This is a genomic window from Sorangium sp. So ce836 (assembly GCF_028553905.1).
Lineage (GTDB): Bacteria > Myxococcota_A > Polyangia > Polyangiales > Polyangiaceae > Sorangium > Sorangium cellulosum_D.
Genome location: NZ_CP102233.1, coordinates 10,171,774 through 10,190,407, shown reverse-complemented (window position 1 = coordinate 10,190,407; position 18,634 = coordinate 10,171,774). Strand labels below are relative to the sequence as shown.

Here is an 18,634-nt window from a genome sequence, read left to right as displayed (position 1 = left end):
CTCTTCACGGCCGCAGGCTAGAGCACCTCCGCCCCCGCGTCACGCCTCGCCGCAAACCCTGCACCACGGCAGCCTCACGAGCGTGCGGTACGATGTCTCGAACGTCGAGAGGTCCTGGATCAGGAGCCGGCCCCCGAGCCTCGACGGCGTGTATGCCGAGAGCACCTTGAGCGACTCCAGGGCCACGAGCTGGCCGAGCAGCTGCGCCATCGCGCCGGCCTGGAGCGCGGGTTCGCCCCGGGGGCCCGCGGCGGGCGGGGGGTTCAGCGCGTCGGCCGTCGCGCAGACCCGGCACGCCGTCTCGCCCGGGAACACGAGGGGGCCGAGGACGGCCGTCGCCCCCACGAGGTCCGAGAAGAGGGAGACGATCCGCGCGCGGTGGCCGAACCGCGCGACGCGCTCCAGGAGCTCCGCGTCGTCGCCGCGCACGGCCGCGACGAGGAGGTGGGGGCGGTCCTCCGGCGCGAGGAGGTCGTCGGAGAGGAGCGCTGCGGCGGGGCTCTCGTCCACCCGGCAGCGCGGCGCGCGCTCGCGGATCAGCGCCGCCAGGGCGCCGCGCGCCGCCTGGCCGCGCGCGTCGAGCGCCGCCTGGCCGCGCGCCGGGAGCACCGCGGCGTCGCGCGGGCCGACCGCGACGTCGCCCTCGTCGATCAGGCGGAGCGCGGAGATGCCGGCCGCCGCGAGCGCGAGGGCGGCGGCGGCGCCCCACGGCTCGAGGCCCACGACGAGCACGCGCGCGGCCGCGAGCCGCTGCGCCGCCTGCTCCGGGGCCGAGGTCCACCTGCGGAGGAACTCGAGCTGCCCGCGGAGGCGCTCGCGCTCCGGGGGCTCCGCCGCGTCGGGCGCCGGCTCGATCAGCCCGCGCGCCGCGAGCAGATCGAGGAGCGCGAGCACGCTGTGCCCCGAGTAGTCGGCGAGCGCCTCGACGATCGCCTCCCGATCGCGGGACCCGTCGAGCAGCGGCGCCACCCGCTCGAGGAACGCGCTCACGTCCGCGCCGGTGAGCTGGAAGGTGCCGAGATCGGACCGGAGGATGATCCCCGCGTCCGTGGGCGTGATGCTGGCCGAGCGGCTGAGTCGAATTCTGGACATGGTGCTCTCCGACGCTCCCTGTTCAGCCGCGCTGGGCCCCCGCCGGGCCCTCGGTCGGCCCGGGCTGACCGATGCAGACGATGTACATGGCGTCCTCCTCGGCCGGGAGCGCGAGGAAGGCCTTGAGCTCGTCGTCGTAGAAGCCGCCGATCGCCACCGGGCCGAGGCCCATGGCCGTCGCGACGAGGTAGAGGTTCTGGCCGAGGTGCCCCGCGTCGAGCCACAGGAAGCGATAGCCGCGCTGGCCGTACTTCCACATGGTGCGGAACGGGACCGCCGTGATGATGACCACGACGTTGGCGCTCCGGACCATGGCCTGATCCATCGCCAGATCCGTGAGCGCGGCGTGCGCGAGGCCTCCCCGGCGGAGCTCGAGCTCATGCGCGCGCGCGTCGTAGTGATAGAGGCCGTCCGGGAGGTCCTCCACGGCCTGCGTCGCCACGTAGATCTCGAGCGGATACCGGGCCCCGGCGGACGGCGTCGGCCGATCGCAGCACCAGTCCCCGTCGATCTTTCGCGTCCCGCGGACGCCGTAGCTCGCATGGAGGAGCCGCCCGAGCGTCTCCAGGGGCATCGGCCTGAGGGCGAAGTCGCGGACCGACCGCCGCCGCTCCAGCACCGCGCCGAGCGGGGCGTCGATCGCGAAATCGCGCCCCGGCAGCGGCGTGCGCGTCGAGCCGGGGTAGGTGCGGAAGCGGAGCGGCTGGAGATCTCCGTGGAACGGCGGCTCGACCGGCCGCGCCCTCACGTGGGAGGACTGGAGGTGATAGAGCCGCGCGACGTCCGCCTCTTTGCTCCTTGCCATGGTGTCCTCGCTCAGGCCATCGGGTGAGGGTCCGGGTTGATCCCGTGGGGGGCCATCGAACGGAGGCGCGGATTGCCGAGCCGCGCGAGCTCGTGGCCGAAATGGATCTGCTGGAAATCGGGCCCGAGGGCCCGGACGACGCGGAAGGGGGTCGCCGCGAGATCGGGCGAGGTCACGTCCACGATCGCGATCCGCAGGCCCGCGGCCTGGACGCGCCGGGCGAGCTCGGAGAGGGTGACCTCCTCGGGCTCCTCGAGCTCGGCGGCGGTCACCGTGCGCCCCTGGCGGAGGAAGGCGAAGGCCGCGGCGCGGCTCGGGGGGACGTAATAGATCGCGTGATCCTCGAGCGTGCGCACGTCCTCCGGCCGCTCGGGGATGGCGAGCTCCTCGCCCGCCATCAGGCGGAAGACGTAACCGACGATCTGACCCTGCTCGAGGACGGCTTTCCTGATCGCGGTGAGGGGGCTCAGGTGGGCTCCGAGCGAGACCGTCGCGCCGGGCCAGCGCTTTCCATCGCCGTATCCCACGCACATGACCACGGGGACCGCGATGCCCGCGTCGAGGAGATACAGCTCGATCCGGGCGCCGCGCTCCCCGAGCTGCCGGGCGATCTCGTGCACCTCGGGGTCGACCGAGTCGTCGGGCAGGATGCGCCGCCCTGGCCTGCGAGCGAGCCACGAGATCATGAAGGCATCGCGCTCGATGAGCTCGAGCGCGGCCCCCATCGAGGCCGCCTCGAGCGTCGGGCCGGCGGCGAGCCCGTTCGAGGTCACCTCGCAGAAGTAGGCATCAGGCCCTGCGCAGTCGCCGTAGTAGGTCGGGAGCGCTGGCACGTGTACGGGCGCGCGGGTGTCCAGCCAATGCCCGAGGACCCATTCGATCGGCGTGGTCGGATCGAGCCGCGCATAGGGGAACCCGGGCCTCGCGTACTGCTCCTCGCTGTAGGGACAGAGCCGCTCCGGAGCGATGAAATCGCCCTGCATCTCGGCGATCGGGGCGCGGAGCAGCCCCTGCTTGTCGAAGAGCTTTGCGGAGTAGCGCTCGACCGCCTCGCCGGTCGCCCTGATCAGGGCCTCGACGGCCGTGACGCCCTTTCCGGTGCCGACCTCCGGCTCGTCGCAGCAGCGCGCGTGCGCCGCGCCGCTGATGTAATTGCTGAGGACCGCGCTGGCGATGATCGGCGTCTCGGGGGCGAGCGCCGGGTGCATCGCGCCCAGCGCGAGCCGCCGGACGATGCCGGTCCGTGTGTCGACGACGCCGGCGAGCATCTGCCGGAGCTCCGCCGGATCGCGCGCGTCGCGCAGGCGTGCGCTCGAGCCCCTGCGCGCGCTCCCCGCGCCCAGGGCGCCGGCGGCGCCGCCGCAGATCGGGCACCAGGGCATCTGCAGGACGGCATGAAAGGACGCCTCCAGGTCGATCAGGCTCTGGACCACGAGACGCCCGGCGAGCCGCGACGCGGCGCGGTTCACGAGCAGATCGACGGCCGCGAGCGCGACGGCGTGGCCAAGGAGCGCCGGCGTGGGCGCGAGGTACGTGCGCGCGCGGCGCCCTGTGCGCCCGGCGAGGAGCGTCGCCTGGAGCGCGCGATCCGCCTCGGGCTGATCGCTGGTCGCGAGCCTCCGGAGACGGCAGCAGTTCCAGCACGCCGTCTCGCCAGGAACGACGGCGGGGCCGATCACCGCCTCGAGCCCCTCGAGGTGCGCGCTGAGCGAGAGGGTCGACGTCGCGTGAGCGAAGCGGGCGACGCTCTGAAGAACGAGGAGATCGTCGCCGGAGACGCACGTGAGGATCAGGTCCCAGCCGGCGTCCTCGAGGGCGAGCGGGCGATCCGCGGCCGCGATCAGCGCCCCGGGCGTGACCGCGCAGCCTGGCGCGATCCGCGAGAGCGCGCGGGCGAGCGAAGGCGCGCGGCCCTTCCCGAGATCCGCCTCGGCGAACGGGCCGAGATCGTCCGCCGCGACCTCGCTGTCGTCGAGGACGTGGAGCGCGCCGACGCCCGCGGACGCGAGCTCGGCGGCCGCGACGGCGCCCCAAGGCTCGAGCCCGACCACGAGGACACGCGATCGCGCGAGCCTCCCGCGCGCCTCCTCTGGCGCAAGCGGGGCGCCCCCCGCGAGCGCGGGTGCGGCGGTCGATGAGCTGGGCAGTTGAATGGCCACGCGAGATCTCCAGGTAAGGGCAGCGCCGCCGCGCTGCGCCTTCGGTAACGAGGTTCAGTTCTGGCGCTCAAGGAGCGATATCCCGACAAGCCAAGGAGAGAAGAGCCTCCCATGCGGCCGGCGCGCCGGCTCGCCCGAACGTGGTGAGCCCAGGAAGACGGGAAGATGTCGTTCTCGATTCCTCACGATCCTCATCTTCCTCCGGAGAGCCATCGATCGGCCCCGCCGGCTTCGGGCTAGCTACAGCGGTGGCCGCAGTAGCCGCCACAGCGGTGGCCGCAGTAGCCGCCGCAGTAGCCGCCACAGCGGTGGCCGCAGTAGCCGCCGCAGTAGCCGCCACAGTGGTGGCCGCAGTAGCCGCCACAGTAGCTGGCCGGATTCGCCACATCCATTGCTTCCAGCCTGCTCGACAGTTCGTCGATGGCGTTGCGGAGCTCCTTTACCGACACATCCAGATCCTTCGGCGCACCATTCCCGTTGTTCGAGTCACTCATCGCAGAGCCTCCCACGAGTACGTGAGGCAGGCAAAGGCTCTTCGTCAATCCGATGACTCGTTGTCTGGAGACGGATGTCGCGCTGATTTCCTGTCGTCCAGGGTGACCGCGCGGCGGCCAGCGCGCGCGACCCGGCCGCTGTACAGGGCTGCTTCGCGAGCGCGCCTGGCTCGCGCATCCCATGAATGGCGGCTCTCCCGGGTGGCCCTGCTCGCCCAGGCGCGGCCGAGGCAGCGGCGACGACGGCGCGCGCCCCTCCTGCGGCCTCGCATCGCGGTCGATCCGGCGCGCAGCGCTCGCTCCCTGGATGGGCCCGTTTGCCAAGATCGCCTGTGACCTCGGGCGCCCATCCGCTCGGGCCGGAGAGCCGCCGGGCGTCGGGTATGAACCGCCTCGGTTGCGTCGCTCCGATCCAGCCGAAGAACCCTGGATAACGTGGCGCCCTGCGCGCGCGCATCCATCGTGCCACGAGCGCTGTCTCATTAATTGCCTTCCTTCCCCCTGTCCGGTACCGGGCCCGCCTCCTCCCGGGCGCTCGGCGCTCATCAGCAAAGGGGTGTCATGCATCGTACTTCGCTCGGACTCGCGATAGGTCTCTCTTCCTGGTTCCTCGCCGCGGCGACGTGGCTTTCAGGCTGCGGCGCCGCGGAGCGCTCCTCCCCGCAGGGCCTGGCCGAGGCGGGGTGCGCGGGATGCACCGTGCTGAAGGGAGGTACGGTGTTCGACGGCGCGCGCGCGGCCAGGGCGACGGTGGTGATCGAGGGCGACAGGGTGAAGCAGGTCGTCCTCGACGAGCGCGACGTCGAGATCGCCGGCGGCGAGATCGTGGACGTCACCGGAAAGACGGTGCTCCCAGGGCTGATCGACCTCCACGCGCACTCGCTCAGCGTCGCCGGGCCCTATGCGTATCACGACGGCGACCTCCACCTCGAGGACCACACGAAGGCGATGCTCCGGTCGGGCGTCACCTCGTACCTCGACCTCGGCTCGCTCCAGCACGTCATCTTCGAGCAGCGCGCGCGCGCCCGCGCCGGCGAGGTCCTCGCGCCGCAGCTCTTCGCCGCCGGACCGCTGCTCACGGCGACCGGCGGGCACCCCTGCTATCACGGCAGCCCGCCCGGCGACTTCTGCCTCTTCATCGACTCTCCCGCCGATGTCGCCGGGGCCTTCGAGGCGCTGCTCCCGGGCGCCCCCGACGTCATCAAGATCGTCCTCGAGTCCGGGGGATCGCGGCCGCTCCCGCGCCTCTCGCCCGACTCCGTCGCGGCGATCGCGCAGGCCGCCGGGGCCGCGGGCGTCCGCGTCATCGCGCACGCGACCTCGGCCGTCGACATCGAGGTCGCGCTCGGCGCTGGCGTGACGCGCTTCGCGCACATCCCGGACCAGGACCGGATCTCGCCCGAGCTCGCGCGCCGCATGGCCGCCGCCGGGGCCGTCGTGATCCCGACGCTCGCCCTGGACGACGGGCTGTACCGTGCGGCCCACGGGACGCTCGCCGAGCTCGACGACCCTGCCCTCGGCGACGACGTGCCGGCCGACGTGATCGCCGCCCTGCGCGACCCGTCCCTGATCGCGGAGCTCAGGACAGCCAGCTACAAGGAGCTCGTTGCGGGGTGGCGCGCGCGCGCGGTCGAGAACCTCATGACGTGCTACCGGGCCGGGGTCACCATCGCCGCCGGCTCCGACGCCGGCAACCCGGCGGTCTTCCACGGGCTCGCCCTGCGCCGCGAGGTCGCGCTCCTCGTCGAGGCGGGGATGCCGCCGGTCGACGCGCTCGCCGCCGCGACGCGCGTGGCCGCGGACGTGCTCGGGCGGCCCGAGCTCGGGCGCATCGAGGAGGGGGCGCTCGCGGACGTGCTCGTGGTGGACGGCGATCCGCTCGCCGACGCCCGCGCGCTCGAGCGGGTCTCGCGCGTCTACAAGTCGGGCGTCCTCCTCGATCGCGACGCGCTCGCGCTGCCCCGCGGGACGAGCCTCACGAGGCGGCCGCGGACCGGCGCCGGCCGCGGCGACACGTGCCTCGGCGCGCCGGAGTGCGGCGACGCGCTGTCGTGCAGCCCGGATCAGCGCTGCGCCGCGACCTGCGAACGCCGCTCGGCCTGCGCGCCGGGGAGCGCGTGCGTCTTCGACGGCGGCTCGCCCACGGGCGGGTCGTGCGTGGAGGGCGACGGCTGCGACCTCATCGCGCAGGACTGCGAGAACGGCGCCGCGTGCGTGTTCCTGGGCAACGGCGCGACCTCGTGCTGGTACGCCGGCGCGGGCTCGGGCGGGCAGCCGTGCGACGCGCTCCTCGCCTGCGCGCCCGGCAGCCAGTGCGACGAGGCGTCGAGCACGTGCAAGGACCTCTGCGACCCGCGCGGAGAGCGCGCCCGGGCGTGCCCGGGCGGCAGGAAGTGCGTCGACCTCTCGGCGATCGCGGGGCTCCCCGTGGGCGTCTGCGAGTAGGCCGCTCCGGGCGGCGCGAGGCTCTTCTCTCGCCGCGCCGCGCCGCACTCATCGCGACGGCGCGCGGCGCCCCCCTCGCCGCGCCGCGCTCACCGCGACGCGAGCATCCAGGCGATCACGCTCCCCAGCGCGAAGAACAGGAGCCCCGCGCCGGCGAGCACGGCGCGCGAGGTCCGCCGCTCGATGAAGCTCGCCGCCGCCCGGAGGCTGGCCGGGGCGGCGATGGCGAGGCTCGTGTCCGGCGCGCTCATCCTCTGGATGGCGGCGTCGAGCGCCACGAGCACCGCGCGCGCGTGGGGGAAGCGGTGGTCCGGATCCTTGGCGAGCAGGCGCATCACGACCGCCTCGAGCGCGGGCGGGACGACGATGCCGGGGGTGCGCTCGGCGATCGGCTGCGGCGGCGTCGACCGGTGCTGGGCGAACAGCGCCGAGGGCTCCACCGCCGTGAAGGGGTGCTTGCCCGCGAGCATCTCGTAGAGGATGACGCCGAGCGCGTAGAGATCGGCCCGCCGGTCGACGGAGCGCATGCCGAGCGCCGCCTCGGGCGCCATGTACGCCACCGTGCCGAGCAGCACCCCGGCGTTCGTGAGCGAGCGGCGCGAGCCGTCGCCCGTCGTGAAGGAGAACTGCTCGATCGGGACCTTGGCGAGGCCGAAATCGATGAGCTGGACGCGCTCCTCCGGCCCGTCGAGGACCATGATGTTGAGCGGCTTCACGTCCCTGTGCACGATCCCGAAATCGTGCGCGGCGTTCAGGGCGGTCGCGATCTGGCGCGCGATGTTCGCCGCGCGCGGCGGGGGGATGGGGCCCTGGTCGATGAGCTTGCGCAGCGTGATGCCGCGGATGAACTCCATCACCATGAACCACGCGCCGTCGTCGAGCTGGTTGATCTCGTAGACCGCCGCGACGTTGGGGTGGAAGATGTGGCGGCCGGCGACGGCCTCGCGCTCGAAGCGCTCGATGAGCTCGGGCAGCTCCTCCGCGTCCGGGTGGAGCACCTTGACGGCCACGTCCTCGCCGGTCGCGAGCTTCGTGGCCCTGAAGACGGCGGCGATGCCGCCCATCGCGACGAGCTCCTCGAGGCGGTAGCGGTGGAGGAGCGTGCGCCCGATGAGCGCCATCGCCCGCTCGCGCGCCGCCGAGCTCGCCTGACCCCCCGCGAGGTACACCGAATCGCTCATGCGGCGGCGCCTCCCGGCCGAGCCCCCCGCGCGCCGGCAGCGCCGCGGCGCAGGGCGCGCGCAGCCGCCCGGCGCCCGCAAGGCGTCTGGCGGCGGAACAGCGCTTCCACCCTGGCTGACATCATACGCGCTCGCACCGGGCGTCCCGAGGGTAGCGCCCCTGCGGGCGCAGCGCCATCGTCACGGTTCGGCCTGGCGGCGGGACGCGCGCTTGCGCGGGCTCATGCGGCGCGGAGGCTGGAGCTCGCGGAGCGCGGGTGAGCCGCGGCGCCGAGCGCGCGTCGCGCGAGGTTGCGCTCGACGCGCTCGACGCGCTCGACGCGCTCGACGCGCTCGACGCGCTCGGCGCGGGCTGCCCGTCGATCGCCGCGCCCTCGCGGCTGTTCGCCCGGGATTCGACCGCTCCGCCGTGATGCCGAGTCGCCCGCCGCGCCGTCTCCCGCGCTCATGGCGCGGGCTCATCGCGACTCCGGCCGGACAGCGCGCGAGGAGCCCTCATGGCCTGTGGCCCGCGGCGGCGCGCGCGAGGAGAGACGCTGGTCGTGAGATGCGGAGTCGCGCCCGCGCCCCGTCGACGCGAGACCCCCACTCCGCGCGGGGCGGCGGCCGCCCGTCGCCGGCGGAGCGCGACCACCTCTCGGTAGATCCCGCGACCTCGCCGGGCCCCGTTCCGCGGGGATCCGCGCGCGGGGAGGAGGAGGAGAGGAGATGAGATCGCGAGGGCAGGGCCACGGACGAGCCGGCTCTGGCGCGCGGGCTCGACCACGGCGGTCGCGCCACGAGCAGCCCACACCGGCGCCCGTCGTGCGTGGACGAACGCGGTGTGATCAACACGCCAAGTTCGCAGATGCGTTTTTTCGGTGGGCTCGTGTAGCCTCTATTCGTGGAGGTTTCCATGCACAGCACCATGCGTCGCACCGTTCTCCCCGCGCTCTTCTCCGGACTTGCCGTGGCAGCTTGCTCCGCTCCCGACGCGTCGAGCCTCTTCGCTACCGGCGGCTCCGGGCCGGGGGGCGTGACCTCCGCAGGCGGAGGCGACGGCGGCGCGCCGGGCGACGGGGGCGCCGGCGGCGAGGGCGGCGAGGGAGGCCGTGGCGAGGCGGGCGCGGGCGGAGGCACCGGGGGCGCGGGCGCGGGGCCCGTCATCGTCGACGAGCCGCCGGAGTGCGGCGACGTCTACGTCGACTGCGATGGGGACGAGCGGAACAGCTGTGAAGTCAACGTGACGAACGACGCGCTCCACTGCGGTACCTGCCCCGTCACGTGCAACGGCATCTGCCGGGACAGCGCCTGCGGCCGCCCGACCCGCCACGTCTCCGGCCAGCAGGATCCGCTCTACATCGCGGTCTCCCGCCGCACCCTGTTCTGGACCAACGGCGAGCAGGGCGTCGTCAGGCAGTATGTGATCGGCGACGAGGTCGCGAAGAACCTCGCCACCGGCCAGGTCCAGCCGGCGGACATCAAGGCCGACGACACCCACGTCTTCTGGGCCAACCAGGGCAATAGCGGCGAGCGGGACGGCCAGGTGATGAGGACGCGCATCGGCGGCGAGGAGGAGCCGGTCGCCATCGCCGCAGGGCAGGCCGCGCCCTTCGGCGTGGCGATCGACGACGAGTTCGTCTACTGGACGAACCGCGAGCGCGGCGGCTCCGTGGTCCGCGCGCGGAAGGACTCGAACGGCAATGGGCCGTTCGTCGTCATCTCGGAGGGCGAGGGGACGACCCACGCCCTCGCGGTCGACGCGACCCACGTCTACTGGACGATCCGCGACGACAGCGGCCGCGTGCTGTCCGCGCCCAAGGGCTCCACGGGCAACGTCCAGCCCAAGGAGCTGGCGGCCGATCAGGGCGAGGTGCGCGAGATCGCGGTCGACGCGACGCACGTGTACTGGACGACCAGCAGGACCGGCACGGTCATGCGCGTGGCCAAGACCGGAGGACGGCCCACGGCGATCGCCACCGGGCTGGGGAACCCGAGGGGCATCGCCGCCGACGCGACAGGCGTCTACTGGACCGACCCGACGTCGCCGAACATCATGAGGATGCTGCCGAACGGCATCATCGGGACCTTCGTCGCCGGGGAGCCTTCGCCCTACGGCATCGCCCTCGACGCGGAGCGCGCCTACTGGACCAACGGGCTCGGCACGGGCGGCACCCTCATGAGCGCTCCGAAATAGCGACCGCAGGCGGCGCGGGGGGATCCGCGCCCGCGCCGCCTCGCGGCCGAGGCGGCCCGCCGCCCACCAGGCGTCGACGCGTCGCCGCCCCGGCCCTCGTCGCGCGTGGAGGCGGGGGCGCGGCGTGCTACAAGCTCGCCCCGTGCTGCTCGAGACGTTTGCCGTCGGCCCGCTGGGGTGCAACTGCTCGATCGTGGTCGATCCGGCCAGCAAGGCCGCGGTGGTCGTCGACCCGGGGGGCGATTTCGACAAGATCCGCGCGCGCCTCGAGCAGGCCGGGGCGACGGTCGCGGCCATCGTGCACACGCACACCCATATCGATCACGTCGGCGCCACCGCGCCTCTCCAGCGCTGGTCGGGCGCCGCGGCGCGCATCCACGAGGCCGACCGCTTCCTCTACGACATGCTCCCGGTGCAGGCGGCGTTCCTCGGCATCGCGGCGCCGGAGCGCTGCGAGCTCGACGGCGACCTCGACGACGGCGCGGTCGTGAAGGCCGGCGGGCTCGATCTGCACGTGCTCCACACGCCGGGGCACACGCCCGGCAGCGTGTCGTTCCTGGCCCTGTCCGCGGCGGGCGCGGTGGCGTTCACGGGGGACACCCTGTTCCGGCACGGCATCGGCAGGACCGACCTGTGGGGCGGCGACTCGCAGGCGATCTTCCGATCCATCCGGAGCAAGCTGCTCACGCTCGACCCGTCGACCCGCGTGGTGACCGGACACGGGCCCTCCACGACCATCGGTGAGGAACGCGACAGAAACCCTTATCTGCGCGCGTGATCCGCCGCGCGTCGGCCGCGGCGTCGCGGCGTCGCGCCCCCGCGCGAACGCCGGGGCGCGGAGGCGGGAAAACGGGGAGAAAATTCCCGTCGATCTCTCCGCCTTCCAGCCTTGAACGCCCCGCGCGCCGGCGCCGCTTTCCGGCGAGAAAGTGCTTGCATCCCGCCAGGATTCTTCTGAAAAATGCCGCACGACGAGAGCGCGCGCCGCGCCCGCTGGAGCGGGGTCGACCGCCGTCCGTCACGGAAGTCGAGCACGATGAGCACCGATAGCGCGCCCGCCACGAAGGTCGATCTCGAGATCCTCCCCACGCAGCACCCCCTCGGCGACGCGGATCGCGCGCAGCGCATGCAGAACCCCGGCTTCGGGCGCGTGTTCACGGAGCACATGGTCGTGATCCCGTACGCGGCGGACAGGGGCGGCTGGCTGCGGGGGCAGCTCAAGCCGTACGCGCCGATCACGATGGATCCCGCGGCGATGGTGCTGCACTACGGTCAGGCGATCTTCGAGGGGTTCAAGGCCTACCGCCAGCCGGACGGGCGCATCAAGACGTTCCGGCCGGAGGCGAACGCGCACCGCTTCAACAGCTCTGCCCGGCGCCTGGCGATGCCGGAGATCCCGGTCCCGCTGTTCGTGGGCTCCGTCGACGCCCTGATCCGCCAGGATCGCGCGTGGGTGCCCGCGGCGGTGGGCGAGAGCCTGTATATCCGACCGTTGATGTTCGCGACCGAGGCGGCGCTCGGGGTGCGGTCGTCACGCGAGTACGATTTCCTGGTGATCGCGTCGCCCGCCGGCGCGTATTTCCCCCAGGGCGTGAAGCCGGTGACGGTCTGGATCTCGGAGGATTTCGTCAGGGCGGCGCCGGGCGGCACGGGCGCGGCCAAGTTCGCCGGCAACTACGCCGCGAGCCTGCTCGCGCAGATGAACGCGGCGGCGGAGGGCTGCGCGCAGGTGGTCTGGCTCGATGCGGTCCAGCGCCGATATGTCGAGGAGATGGGGGGAATGAACATCTTCTTCGTCTACGAGGAGGGCGGCCGCACCGTGCTCGTGACGCCCGAGCTGACAGGCACGCTCCTCCCCGGCATCACCCGCGACAGCATCATCCAGCTCGCCCGCGATTTCGGCTATGGCGCGGAGGAGCGCAAGGTCACCTTCGAGGAGTGGCGCGCGGCGGTGCGCGAGGGCCGCATGACCGAGGCGTTCGCGTGCGGCACGGCCGCGGTCATCACGCCGATCGGCGCGGTGAAATCCCGCGAGGGGACCTTCGCCATCCACGACAACGAGACGGGGCCGGTGGCGGCGCGCTTCCGCGAGGCGCTGCTCAACATCCAGCACGGCGTCGCCCCCGACCGGTACGGCTGGATGCACGACGTGGTCTGACGAGGAGCCGCGCGCCGCGCGCGGTCCTCGCTCGACGCGCGGCGCGGGCCTCGTGAGCCGCGCGGCGCGCGGGCGCGCGGCGCCTACTCCGCAGCCTGCGATTTCTTCGATTTCGCCGTCAGACCGTATTCGTGCAGGCGGTACTGGATGGTGCGAATGCTGATGTCGAGCAGCTCGGCCGCGCGCGTCGTCGAGCCGTTCGTCGCCTCGAGCGTCGACAGGATGGCATAGCGCTCGATCTCCGCCATGGTGGCGCCCGGGATCCGCAGGGCGCCCTTGGCGACCGGCGCCGCGTCGATGGGGAGGTGCTCCGCGTCGATGCGCGTCTCGTCGCAGAGCACCACGGCACGCTCGATCGCGTTCTCGAGCTCGCGCACGTTCCCCGGCCACCGGTGCGCGACCAGCTTCGCCCGCGCCTCGTCGGTGAACCCCTCGATCTTGCGGTGGTTCTCCGCCGCGAACCGCCGGAGAAAGTGGTTCGCGAGGAGCAGCACGTCGGTGTCGCGGACGCGCAGCGGGGGCATGTCGATGTGGACGACGTTGAGCCGGTAGTAGAGGTCCTCCCGGAAGCGGCCCTCCTGCACGGCCGCCGCGAGATCGCGGTTCGTGGCCGCGATGAGGCGCACGTCGATCGACACGGTGTCGTTGCCGCCGACGCGCTCGAACGTCCTCTCCTGGAGCACCCGGAGCAGCTTCACCTGCGTCGAGGGCGCGATCTCGCCGACCTCGTCGAGGAAGAGCGTCCCGCCGTGCGCCTGCTCGAACCGCCCGATGCGCCGCTTGTCGGCGCCGGTGAAGGCGCCCCGCTCGTGGCCGAACAGCTCGCTCTCGAGCAGCGACTCCGCGAGCGCCGCGCAATGCAGCGTCACGAAGGGCGCCCTGGCGCGCGGGCCCTTCGCGTGGATGGCGCGCGCGAGCTCCCCCTTGCCCGTGCCGCTCTCGCCGGTGATGAGCACCGTCGCCCGCGCGCCCGCCACCTGCCGGGCCATCCGGTAGACCTTCTGCATCGCCGGGCTCGCCCCGATGAGCCCCTCGACGCCCTCGCCCTCGCGCTCGCGCAGCTGCCGGCGCAGGTTCTCCGCCTCGACGCGGAGCGCGCTCCGCTCGAGGGCGCGCTCGAGGGAGACGAGCAGCGCGTCGAAGTCGACCGGCTTCGTCAGGTAATCCTCGGCCCCGGCCCGCATCGCCTGGACCGCCGAGCTCACGTCGCCGAACGCGGTGACGACGATCACCGGCAGCGCCGGATCCTGCGCGCGGAGCTTCCCGAGCAGCGTCACCCCGTCCATCTTGGGCATCTTCAGATCGGTGACCACGACGTCCGGCGGCCGCTCCGCCGCGATCTCGAGCGCCGCGGCGCCGTCGGCCGCCGCGTCCACGACATAGCCCTCCTGTCGCAGGAGCTTCTCCAGCCCCGAGCGCGCGCTCGCCTCGTCGTCCACGACGAGCACCCGCGCGCCCTGTCTCTTCTCAGCGTTCATGTCGTCCCTTCCGCAGGCCGCCAGAGGATACCGCGCCTCTCGGGCGTCGCGATCCTCCTTCTGCGGCGGCGCGCCTCCGCCGACGACGGCGCGCCGGCGAGCGCCGCCCGGAGGCCGGGCGCGAGGCCGCGCCGTCGCCGTCGTCGACGGAGGCGCGCCGCGCGGTCTCGCGGAAGCGACGAGGCGCCGTCAGCGGCTCTCGGTCGCGTCGACGTTGTCGCGGATGCCCGCGCCGAGGTCGGAGAGCTCCGCGGCGAGCATCACGGTGAGATCGTCGGCCGTGACGATGCCGGTCACCTTGCCGTCGTGACGGACGATCGGCAGCCGCCGGACGCCGCGCTCGCGCATCAGGCGGAGCGCCGTCTCGATGCTGTCGGACTGCTGGAGCGTCGTGGGGTCGTACGTGACGATCTCGGACACCAGCGTCTTCTCGGGCTCGCGCGCGTCGGCCATCACCCGCATCACGAGATCGCGATCGGTGAGGATGCCGATGGCGCGCGCGCCCTGCGTGACGACGACGCAGCCCACGCGGAAGTCGCGCATCCGGCGCGCGACGTCGATTGCGGTCTCGGTGAGCTCGGCGCTCACGGCGCCATGTTCGAAGCGGCTGAGGCACATGCCCGAACCCGGTGCACGACGCGCGCCACGCCGGCCGCGCCCGGCGCTGCGTGCCCGGCGTCGCGCGGCCCCGGCCCGCGACCGCGCCGCGGGCCCGGATCCGCGGCATCCATGGCCGCGGGAGGCCGCGCGGCGGCCGGCCGCCGCGCGCGGCGGGTCGCAGCGGTTGCACGAGGGCGCAAGCCGTTCGCCGGGCCGGGCGCTCCCAGACGAAGGCGGGGCTCAGGCTGGGGTGGGGGAGGGGCGCGGCGCAGGGGCGCTCGGCTGCGCGCCGGCGGCGCGAGAGGACACCGCCTCCACGCTGGCGCGGAGCTCGGCGCTCAGGGCGGCGTAGTCGAGCGGCTTCGTGTGCACCACCGCCTCGGGCTCGAGCCCGCGCCCGAGCCGCGCCATGAGCTCGGGGTAGCCGGTGAGCACGAAGAGCGGGAGATCGGGCCGGAGCGACCGCGCGAAGCGCGCGACCGCGAGGCCGTCGGCGTGGGGCATGCGGAAGTCGGTCACCAGGACGTCCGGGACCGGCGTCCGGGCGAGCCGCGCGAGCGCGAGGGCGCCGTCGGTGGCCAGCTCCACCCGGAAGCCGTCGTCTTCGAGCAGGCGCGCGAGCAGGCGCGCGGTGCGGACGTCGTCGTCCACGAGGAGGATCAGCGGCTCTTCGAGGCTGCGCGGTTCCACGCCGGGCGATCTACCAACTTGCGTGCCAGCGCCGTGGGGCGGCCCGCGCGCGCCGCGGCGGCGGGGAGCTCAGCCGGAGAGGCGGATCGGCAGCGTCACGCGAAACAGCGTCTTCCCCGGGCGGCTCTGGAACTCGATGGCCCCCTCGTGATCGGTGATGATGCGGTGGGCGATGGCCAGGCCGAGCCCGGTGCCGTTCGGCTTCGTCGAGTAGAACGGGTCGAAGATCGGCGCGTCCTCGCTCGCGATCCCGGCGCCGTCGTCCTCCACCTCGAGGACGGCGTGGCGCGGCTTCCGGCGCGCGCGGAGGGTGACGGCGCCGCCGCCGGCCGCGCCCACCGCCTCGAGCGCGTTGCGGAGGAGGTTCAGGAGGACCTGCTCCATCTTCGCGGGATCGAGGTCGAGCACGACGTCGGTCGAGGGCAGATCGACCTTCACCTCGGGGCGCGCGCCGCCGCCGTCCGAGGACACGGCGACGCGCGCCGCCCGCTCGCAGAGCGAGACGAGGGACGTCGGCTTCACGACCAGCGGCTTCGGCCGGGCGAAGTCGAGGAACTCGCTCACCAGCTCCGACAGGCGGCGGATCTCGTCGCGGACGACCTGGATCGCCTCCAGCGTGTCCGGATCCCTCATGCCGGCGCGCGCGAGCCCCCGCTCGAGGAAGGTCACGTGGAGCTGCGCGCCGTTGAGCGGGTTCCTGATCTCGTGCGCGAGGCCGGCCGCGAGCGTCCCGACCGCGGCGAGCTTCTCGCTCTGGCGCACGCGCGCGGCGAGCGCCTTCTCGTCGGTCGTGTCCTGCCCGATGGCGAACAGCGCCACCTCGTCGTCCGCCGAGGAGGGGGCGTACGCGAGCTGCCATCGCACGTCGCGGATCTTGCCGGAGCGCGTGCGGAGGCTGCTCTCCAGGAGATCGGCGCCGGGGCGGCGGCCCGCGGCGACGTCCTTCACGAGCGCGCCGTGATCGGCGCGGAGCTCCTCGGGGAGGAGCGCCTCGACGAACGGCGCGCCGAGGATGTCCTCGCGCGCGAACCCGGTGATCCGCTCGGCCTCCCGGTTGAAGAGCCGCACGACCGCCTGCGCGTCGAGGCCGACGACGAGGACGCGGGCGAGCTCGACGGCGCTCTTGTACCGGTGCTCGGTGCGCGCGAGCGTGCGGCCGACCTGCTCGCGGTCGAGGCGCTCGGCGCGCTGCGCGCGCGCGAGGAAGTCGTCCCGGTACGTCTCCAGCATGATGGCGAGCTCGAGATCGAGCACCTTGCTCACCGCGGATCGGACCGCGATCGCCTGCGCGAAGCGCGCGCCCTCGGCGATCTCGTCGAACGCGAGCCGGATGAGCGTCATCGCCGTGAACATGTACCGCTGCGGCAGGCCGACCCGGACGTGGATCCGCCCGATCTTCGCGGCCTCGTCGAAGTACGCCTCGTCGTAGGGCCCGGTGCAGATCCGCGTCATCCAGCGGACGAGCGATCGCTTGAGCCGCTCCACCTGATCTTCGCCGGTGAAGACGTCGTGCGCGCCCTCGTGCTCGCGGATGCGGTCGTAGAACTCGCCCGCGATGCGGGGGAAGTGCGGCGCCGCGTGCGCGTGAAACGCGGCCAGCCGGCCTGCGTCCTCCTCGTCGAAGCGAACGTATCGCTTGATCTCGTCGAAGAGCGTCTCTCGCGCGGGCACGGCGCCGGAGCCTACCATGAGCGCACGTTCGCGGAGGCGGACCACGATCTCGCGCGCTCCAGGATCGCCTCGAGCGCCGCCGCGTCCTCGCCGCCGCGCGCGACGATCTCCGGCGAGGGCGGCGCCTCGTACTCCGAGCCCGCGCCGGGGAGCGCGCCGATCTCGCCGGCGCCGGCCGCCCGGTAGAGCCCTTTCGGATCGCGCTCGCGGCAGACCTCGGGAGAGACATCCATGTAGACCTCGACGAGCCGCGGCGCGAGCGCGCGGGCGCGGTCGCGGTAGTCGCGGCGGTGCGCGGTCGCCGCCACGACCGCGATCGGCCCCTGCCGCGCGATCAGCGCCGCGAGCCGCGCGAGCGTCTCGTAGAAATCGTCGCGCTCCCGCGGCGTGTAGCCGGGCCGCGGGACGAGCGCGTCGCGCACCTCGTCGCCGTCGAGCAGGCAGCTCGCCAGGCCCTCGCCGAGCAGCGCGCGGTGCACCCGCGCGGCCAGGGTGGACTTGCCCGACGCGGGGAGCCCCGTGATCCAGACGACCCCGCCGCTCACGCGAACAGCCTCTCGGCGTCGTCCGGATCGAAGCGCGGGGCGTCGAGGGCGCGCTCCGCGAGGGTGAGCAGCGCCTCCCTCGCGCGCGGCGTGACCGCGGGGTACCAGCCGGGGTTGGCCAGCACGAGCGCGCGCCACGCGAGGAACGGCGCCGCCGCGTCGAGCACGCCCGCGGAGCCGCTCCCGCCGAGGTAGACCTCCCAGAACCGCCGCCACAGCGCGCCGAGGCCGCCCTGCCATGCGCCGGGCGCGTCCAGCGCGAAGAACACGTAGTTGATGGCGAGGCAGGTGACGTCATCCGCGGGATCGCCCTGGGACCCGCGGCTCGTGTCGAGCAGCGTGAGCCGCGACGCGTCGTCGAACACGATGTTGAAGGGGTGGAAGTCGCCGTGCGTGCGCGCGAGCCGGTGGTCCCGGCCGCGGAGCTTCCACCGCCACTCGACGCAGCGCCGCTCGATGGCCTGGAGGCGCGCGGGCGGCGCGCCGGGCACGCCGTCCGGATAGCCGTCGACGATGCCGAAGACGCCCTCGCCGTGGCCCACGAGATCGCGCACCGCGCGGCGGTAGCTGCCCGGCTGCGCGCCCTTCTCGCCGTGGAGCGCGACGAGGTACCTGGCGAGCGCCTCGGAGCGCGCGAGATCCTCCGGGCGCGCGCGGCGCTCCTTCGCGATCCGCCGCAGATCCGCGGCGTAGACGTCGCCCTCGGCGTACGTGGTCAGGAGGTAGAACTCGCCCGCGTCCCGCAGGGACAGGAAGCGCCCGTCGCGGGTCAGCGAGCCGACGTCCACGACCTCGACGTGCGCCGGGATCGACCCGAAGGTGTCGAAGGCGAGCAGCATGTCCGCCGCGCGATCCGCCCGCCGGTCGTGCCCGAACGCGTTCGCGGTCGACGTGTGCAGGACCAGCCGCTGCTTCGAGCCGTCGCGCCTCACCACGGTGATCCGGCGGGGGACGCCGTAGCCGGCGGCCTTCTCGGTCAGGTCGTGGCCCGGGCCGCCGTCCGGTCCCAGGGGGGTGATCTCCTCGACCCGCACGTCCGGCAAGACCGCCTCGACGAGCTGGCGGACTGCGCGTGAGGGATCGGATTCGTGCGAGGCCGACGGGGCGTTCATGGTCTCCTCCGGCGTGTGGGCTGACGGT

At 73.6% G+C, this 18,634-nt stretch carries 16 protein-coding genes; 5 read left to right on the top strand and 11 right to left on the bottom strand.

The features are described from left to right. Positions 1–39: 39 nt before the first annotated feature. The 4 genes from NQZ70_RS37020 to NQZ70_RS37005 all read right to left on the bottom strand — a co-directional run bounded on the left by NQZ70_RS37020 (position 40) and on the right by NQZ70_RS37005 (position 4,550). Positions 40–1,092, bottom strand: coding sequence for a TOMM precursor leader peptide-binding protein (locus NQZ70_RS37020; protein ID WP_129578437.1), 1,053 nt, complete (start codon positions 1,090–1,092; stop codon positions 40–42). A 22-nt stretch (positions 1,093–1,114) separates the two neighbouring features. Then, positions 1,115–1,897 (bottom strand): SagB/ThcOx family dehydrogenase, encoded by a 783-nt coding sequence (locus NQZ70_RS37015; protein WP_129578436.1) that lies wholly within the window; start codon positions 1,895–1,897, stop codon positions 1,115–1,117. 11 nt (positions 1,898–1,908) lie between these two features. Further along, positions 1,909–4,056 carry a TOMM precursor leader peptide-binding protein gene (locus tag NQZ70_RS37010; protein WP_129578435.1) on the bottom strand — a complete coding sequence of 716 codons (2,148 nt, stop codon included), beginning with the start codon at positions 4,054–4,056 and terminating at the stop codon, positions 1,909–1,911. Positions 4,057–4,292: 236 nt separating this feature from the next. Further along, the gene (locus tag NQZ70_RS37005) at positions 4,293–4,550 is read right to left on the bottom strand and encodes a hypothetical protein (RefSeq protein WP_129578434.1); all 258 of its coding nucleotides are present in this window, start codon (positions 4,548–4,550) and stop codon (positions 4,293–4,295) included. 561 nt (positions 4,551–5,111) lie between these two features. Here NQZ70_RS37005 and NQZ70_RS37000 point away from each other — a divergent pair. Then, positions 5,112–6,995, top strand: coding sequence for an amidohydrolase family protein (locus tag NQZ70_RS37000; RefSeq protein WP_237244379.1), 1,884 nt, complete (start codon positions 5,112–5,114; stop codon positions 6,993–6,995). A gap of 89 nt (positions 6,996–7,084) precedes the next feature. Here the strand turns inward: NQZ70_RS37000 and NQZ70_RS36995 are convergent, their stop codons facing one another. Then, positions 7,085–8,176, bottom strand: a complete 1,092-nt coding sequence (locus NQZ70_RS36995; protein ID WP_272826402.1) for a serine/threonine-protein kinase — start codon at positions 8,174–8,176, stop codon at positions 7,085–7,087. Positions 8,177–8,433: 257 nt separating this feature from the next. Between NQZ70_RS36995 and NQZ70_RS36990 the strand changes: the two genes are divergently transcribed. From NQZ70_RS36990 to NQZ70_RS36975, 4 genes are all read left to right on the top strand, one after another. After that, positions 8,434–8,589, top strand: coding sequence for a hypothetical protein (locus tag NQZ70_RS36990; protein WP_165374355.1), 156 nt, complete (start codon positions 8,434–8,436; stop codon positions 8,587–8,589). Positions 8,590–9,083: 494 nt separating this feature from the next. After that, entirely contained in the window at positions 9,084–10,352 is a 1,269-nt protein-coding gene (locus tag NQZ70_RS36985; protein ID WP_272826401.1) for a hypothetical protein, read from the top strand. A gap of 124 nt (positions 10,353–10,476) precedes the next feature. Continuing rightward, the gene (locus NQZ70_RS36980; protein WP_129578431.1) at positions 10,477–11,130 is read left to right on the top strand and encodes an MBL fold metallo-hydrolase; all 654 of its coding nucleotides are present in this window, start codon (positions 10,477–10,479) and stop codon (positions 11,128–11,130) included. A 258-nt stretch (positions 11,131–11,388) separates the two neighbouring features. After that, positions 11,389–12,510 (top strand): branched-chain amino acid aminotransferase, encoded by a 1,122-nt coding sequence (locus NQZ70_RS36975; RefSeq protein ID WP_129578430.1) that lies wholly within the window; start codon positions 11,389–11,391, stop codon positions 12,508–12,510. An 83-nt stretch (positions 12,511–12,593) separates the two neighbouring features. On the opposite strand, the gene NQZ70_RS36970 is transcribed toward NQZ70_RS36975, so the two are convergent. The 6 genes from NQZ70_RS36970 to NQZ70_RS36945 form a co-directional block, all read right to left on the bottom strand. Further along, positions 12,594–13,988 carry a sigma-54 dependent transcriptional regulator gene (locus NQZ70_RS36970; RefSeq protein WP_129578429.1) on the bottom strand — a complete coding sequence of 465 codons (1,395 nt, stop codon included), beginning with the start codon at positions 13,986–13,988 and terminating at the stop codon, positions 12,594–12,596. 189 nt (positions 13,989–14,177) lie between these two features. After that, on the bottom strand, positions 14,178–14,576 hold the full coding sequence (locus NQZ70_RS36965) for a CBS domain-containing protein (RefSeq protein ID WP_165374354.1): 399 nt from the start codon (positions 14,574–14,576) through the stop codon (positions 14,178–14,180). A 252-nt stretch (positions 14,577–14,828) separates the two neighbouring features. Then, complete coding sequence (locus NQZ70_RS36960) at positions 14,829–15,278, bottom strand: response regulator (RefSeq protein WP_129578427.1); 450 nt, start codon at positions 15,276–15,278, stop codon at positions 14,829–14,831. A 69-nt stretch (positions 15,279–15,347) separates the two neighbouring features. Next, positions 15,348–16,949 (bottom strand): protoglobin domain-containing protein, encoded by a 1,602-nt coding sequence (locus NQZ70_RS36955; protein ID WP_237244377.1) that lies wholly within the window; start codon positions 16,947–16,949, stop codon positions 15,348–15,350. An 11-nt stretch (positions 16,950–16,960) separates the two neighbouring features. Beyond that, on the bottom strand, positions 16,961–17,494 hold the full coding sequence (locus NQZ70_RS36950; protein WP_129578425.1) for an adenylyl-sulfate kinase: 534 nt from the start codon (positions 17,492–17,494) through the stop codon (positions 16,961–16,963). Then, the gene (locus NQZ70_RS36945) at positions 17,491–18,606 is read right to left on the bottom strand and encodes a phosphotransferase (protein ID WP_129581802.1); all 1,116 of its coding nucleotides are present in this window, start codon (positions 18,604–18,606) and stop codon (positions 17,491–17,493) included. Before NQZ70_RS36945 ends, NQZ70_RS36950 begins: the two co-directional genes overlap by 4 nt. Positions 18,607–18,634: the final 28 nt, after the last annotated feature.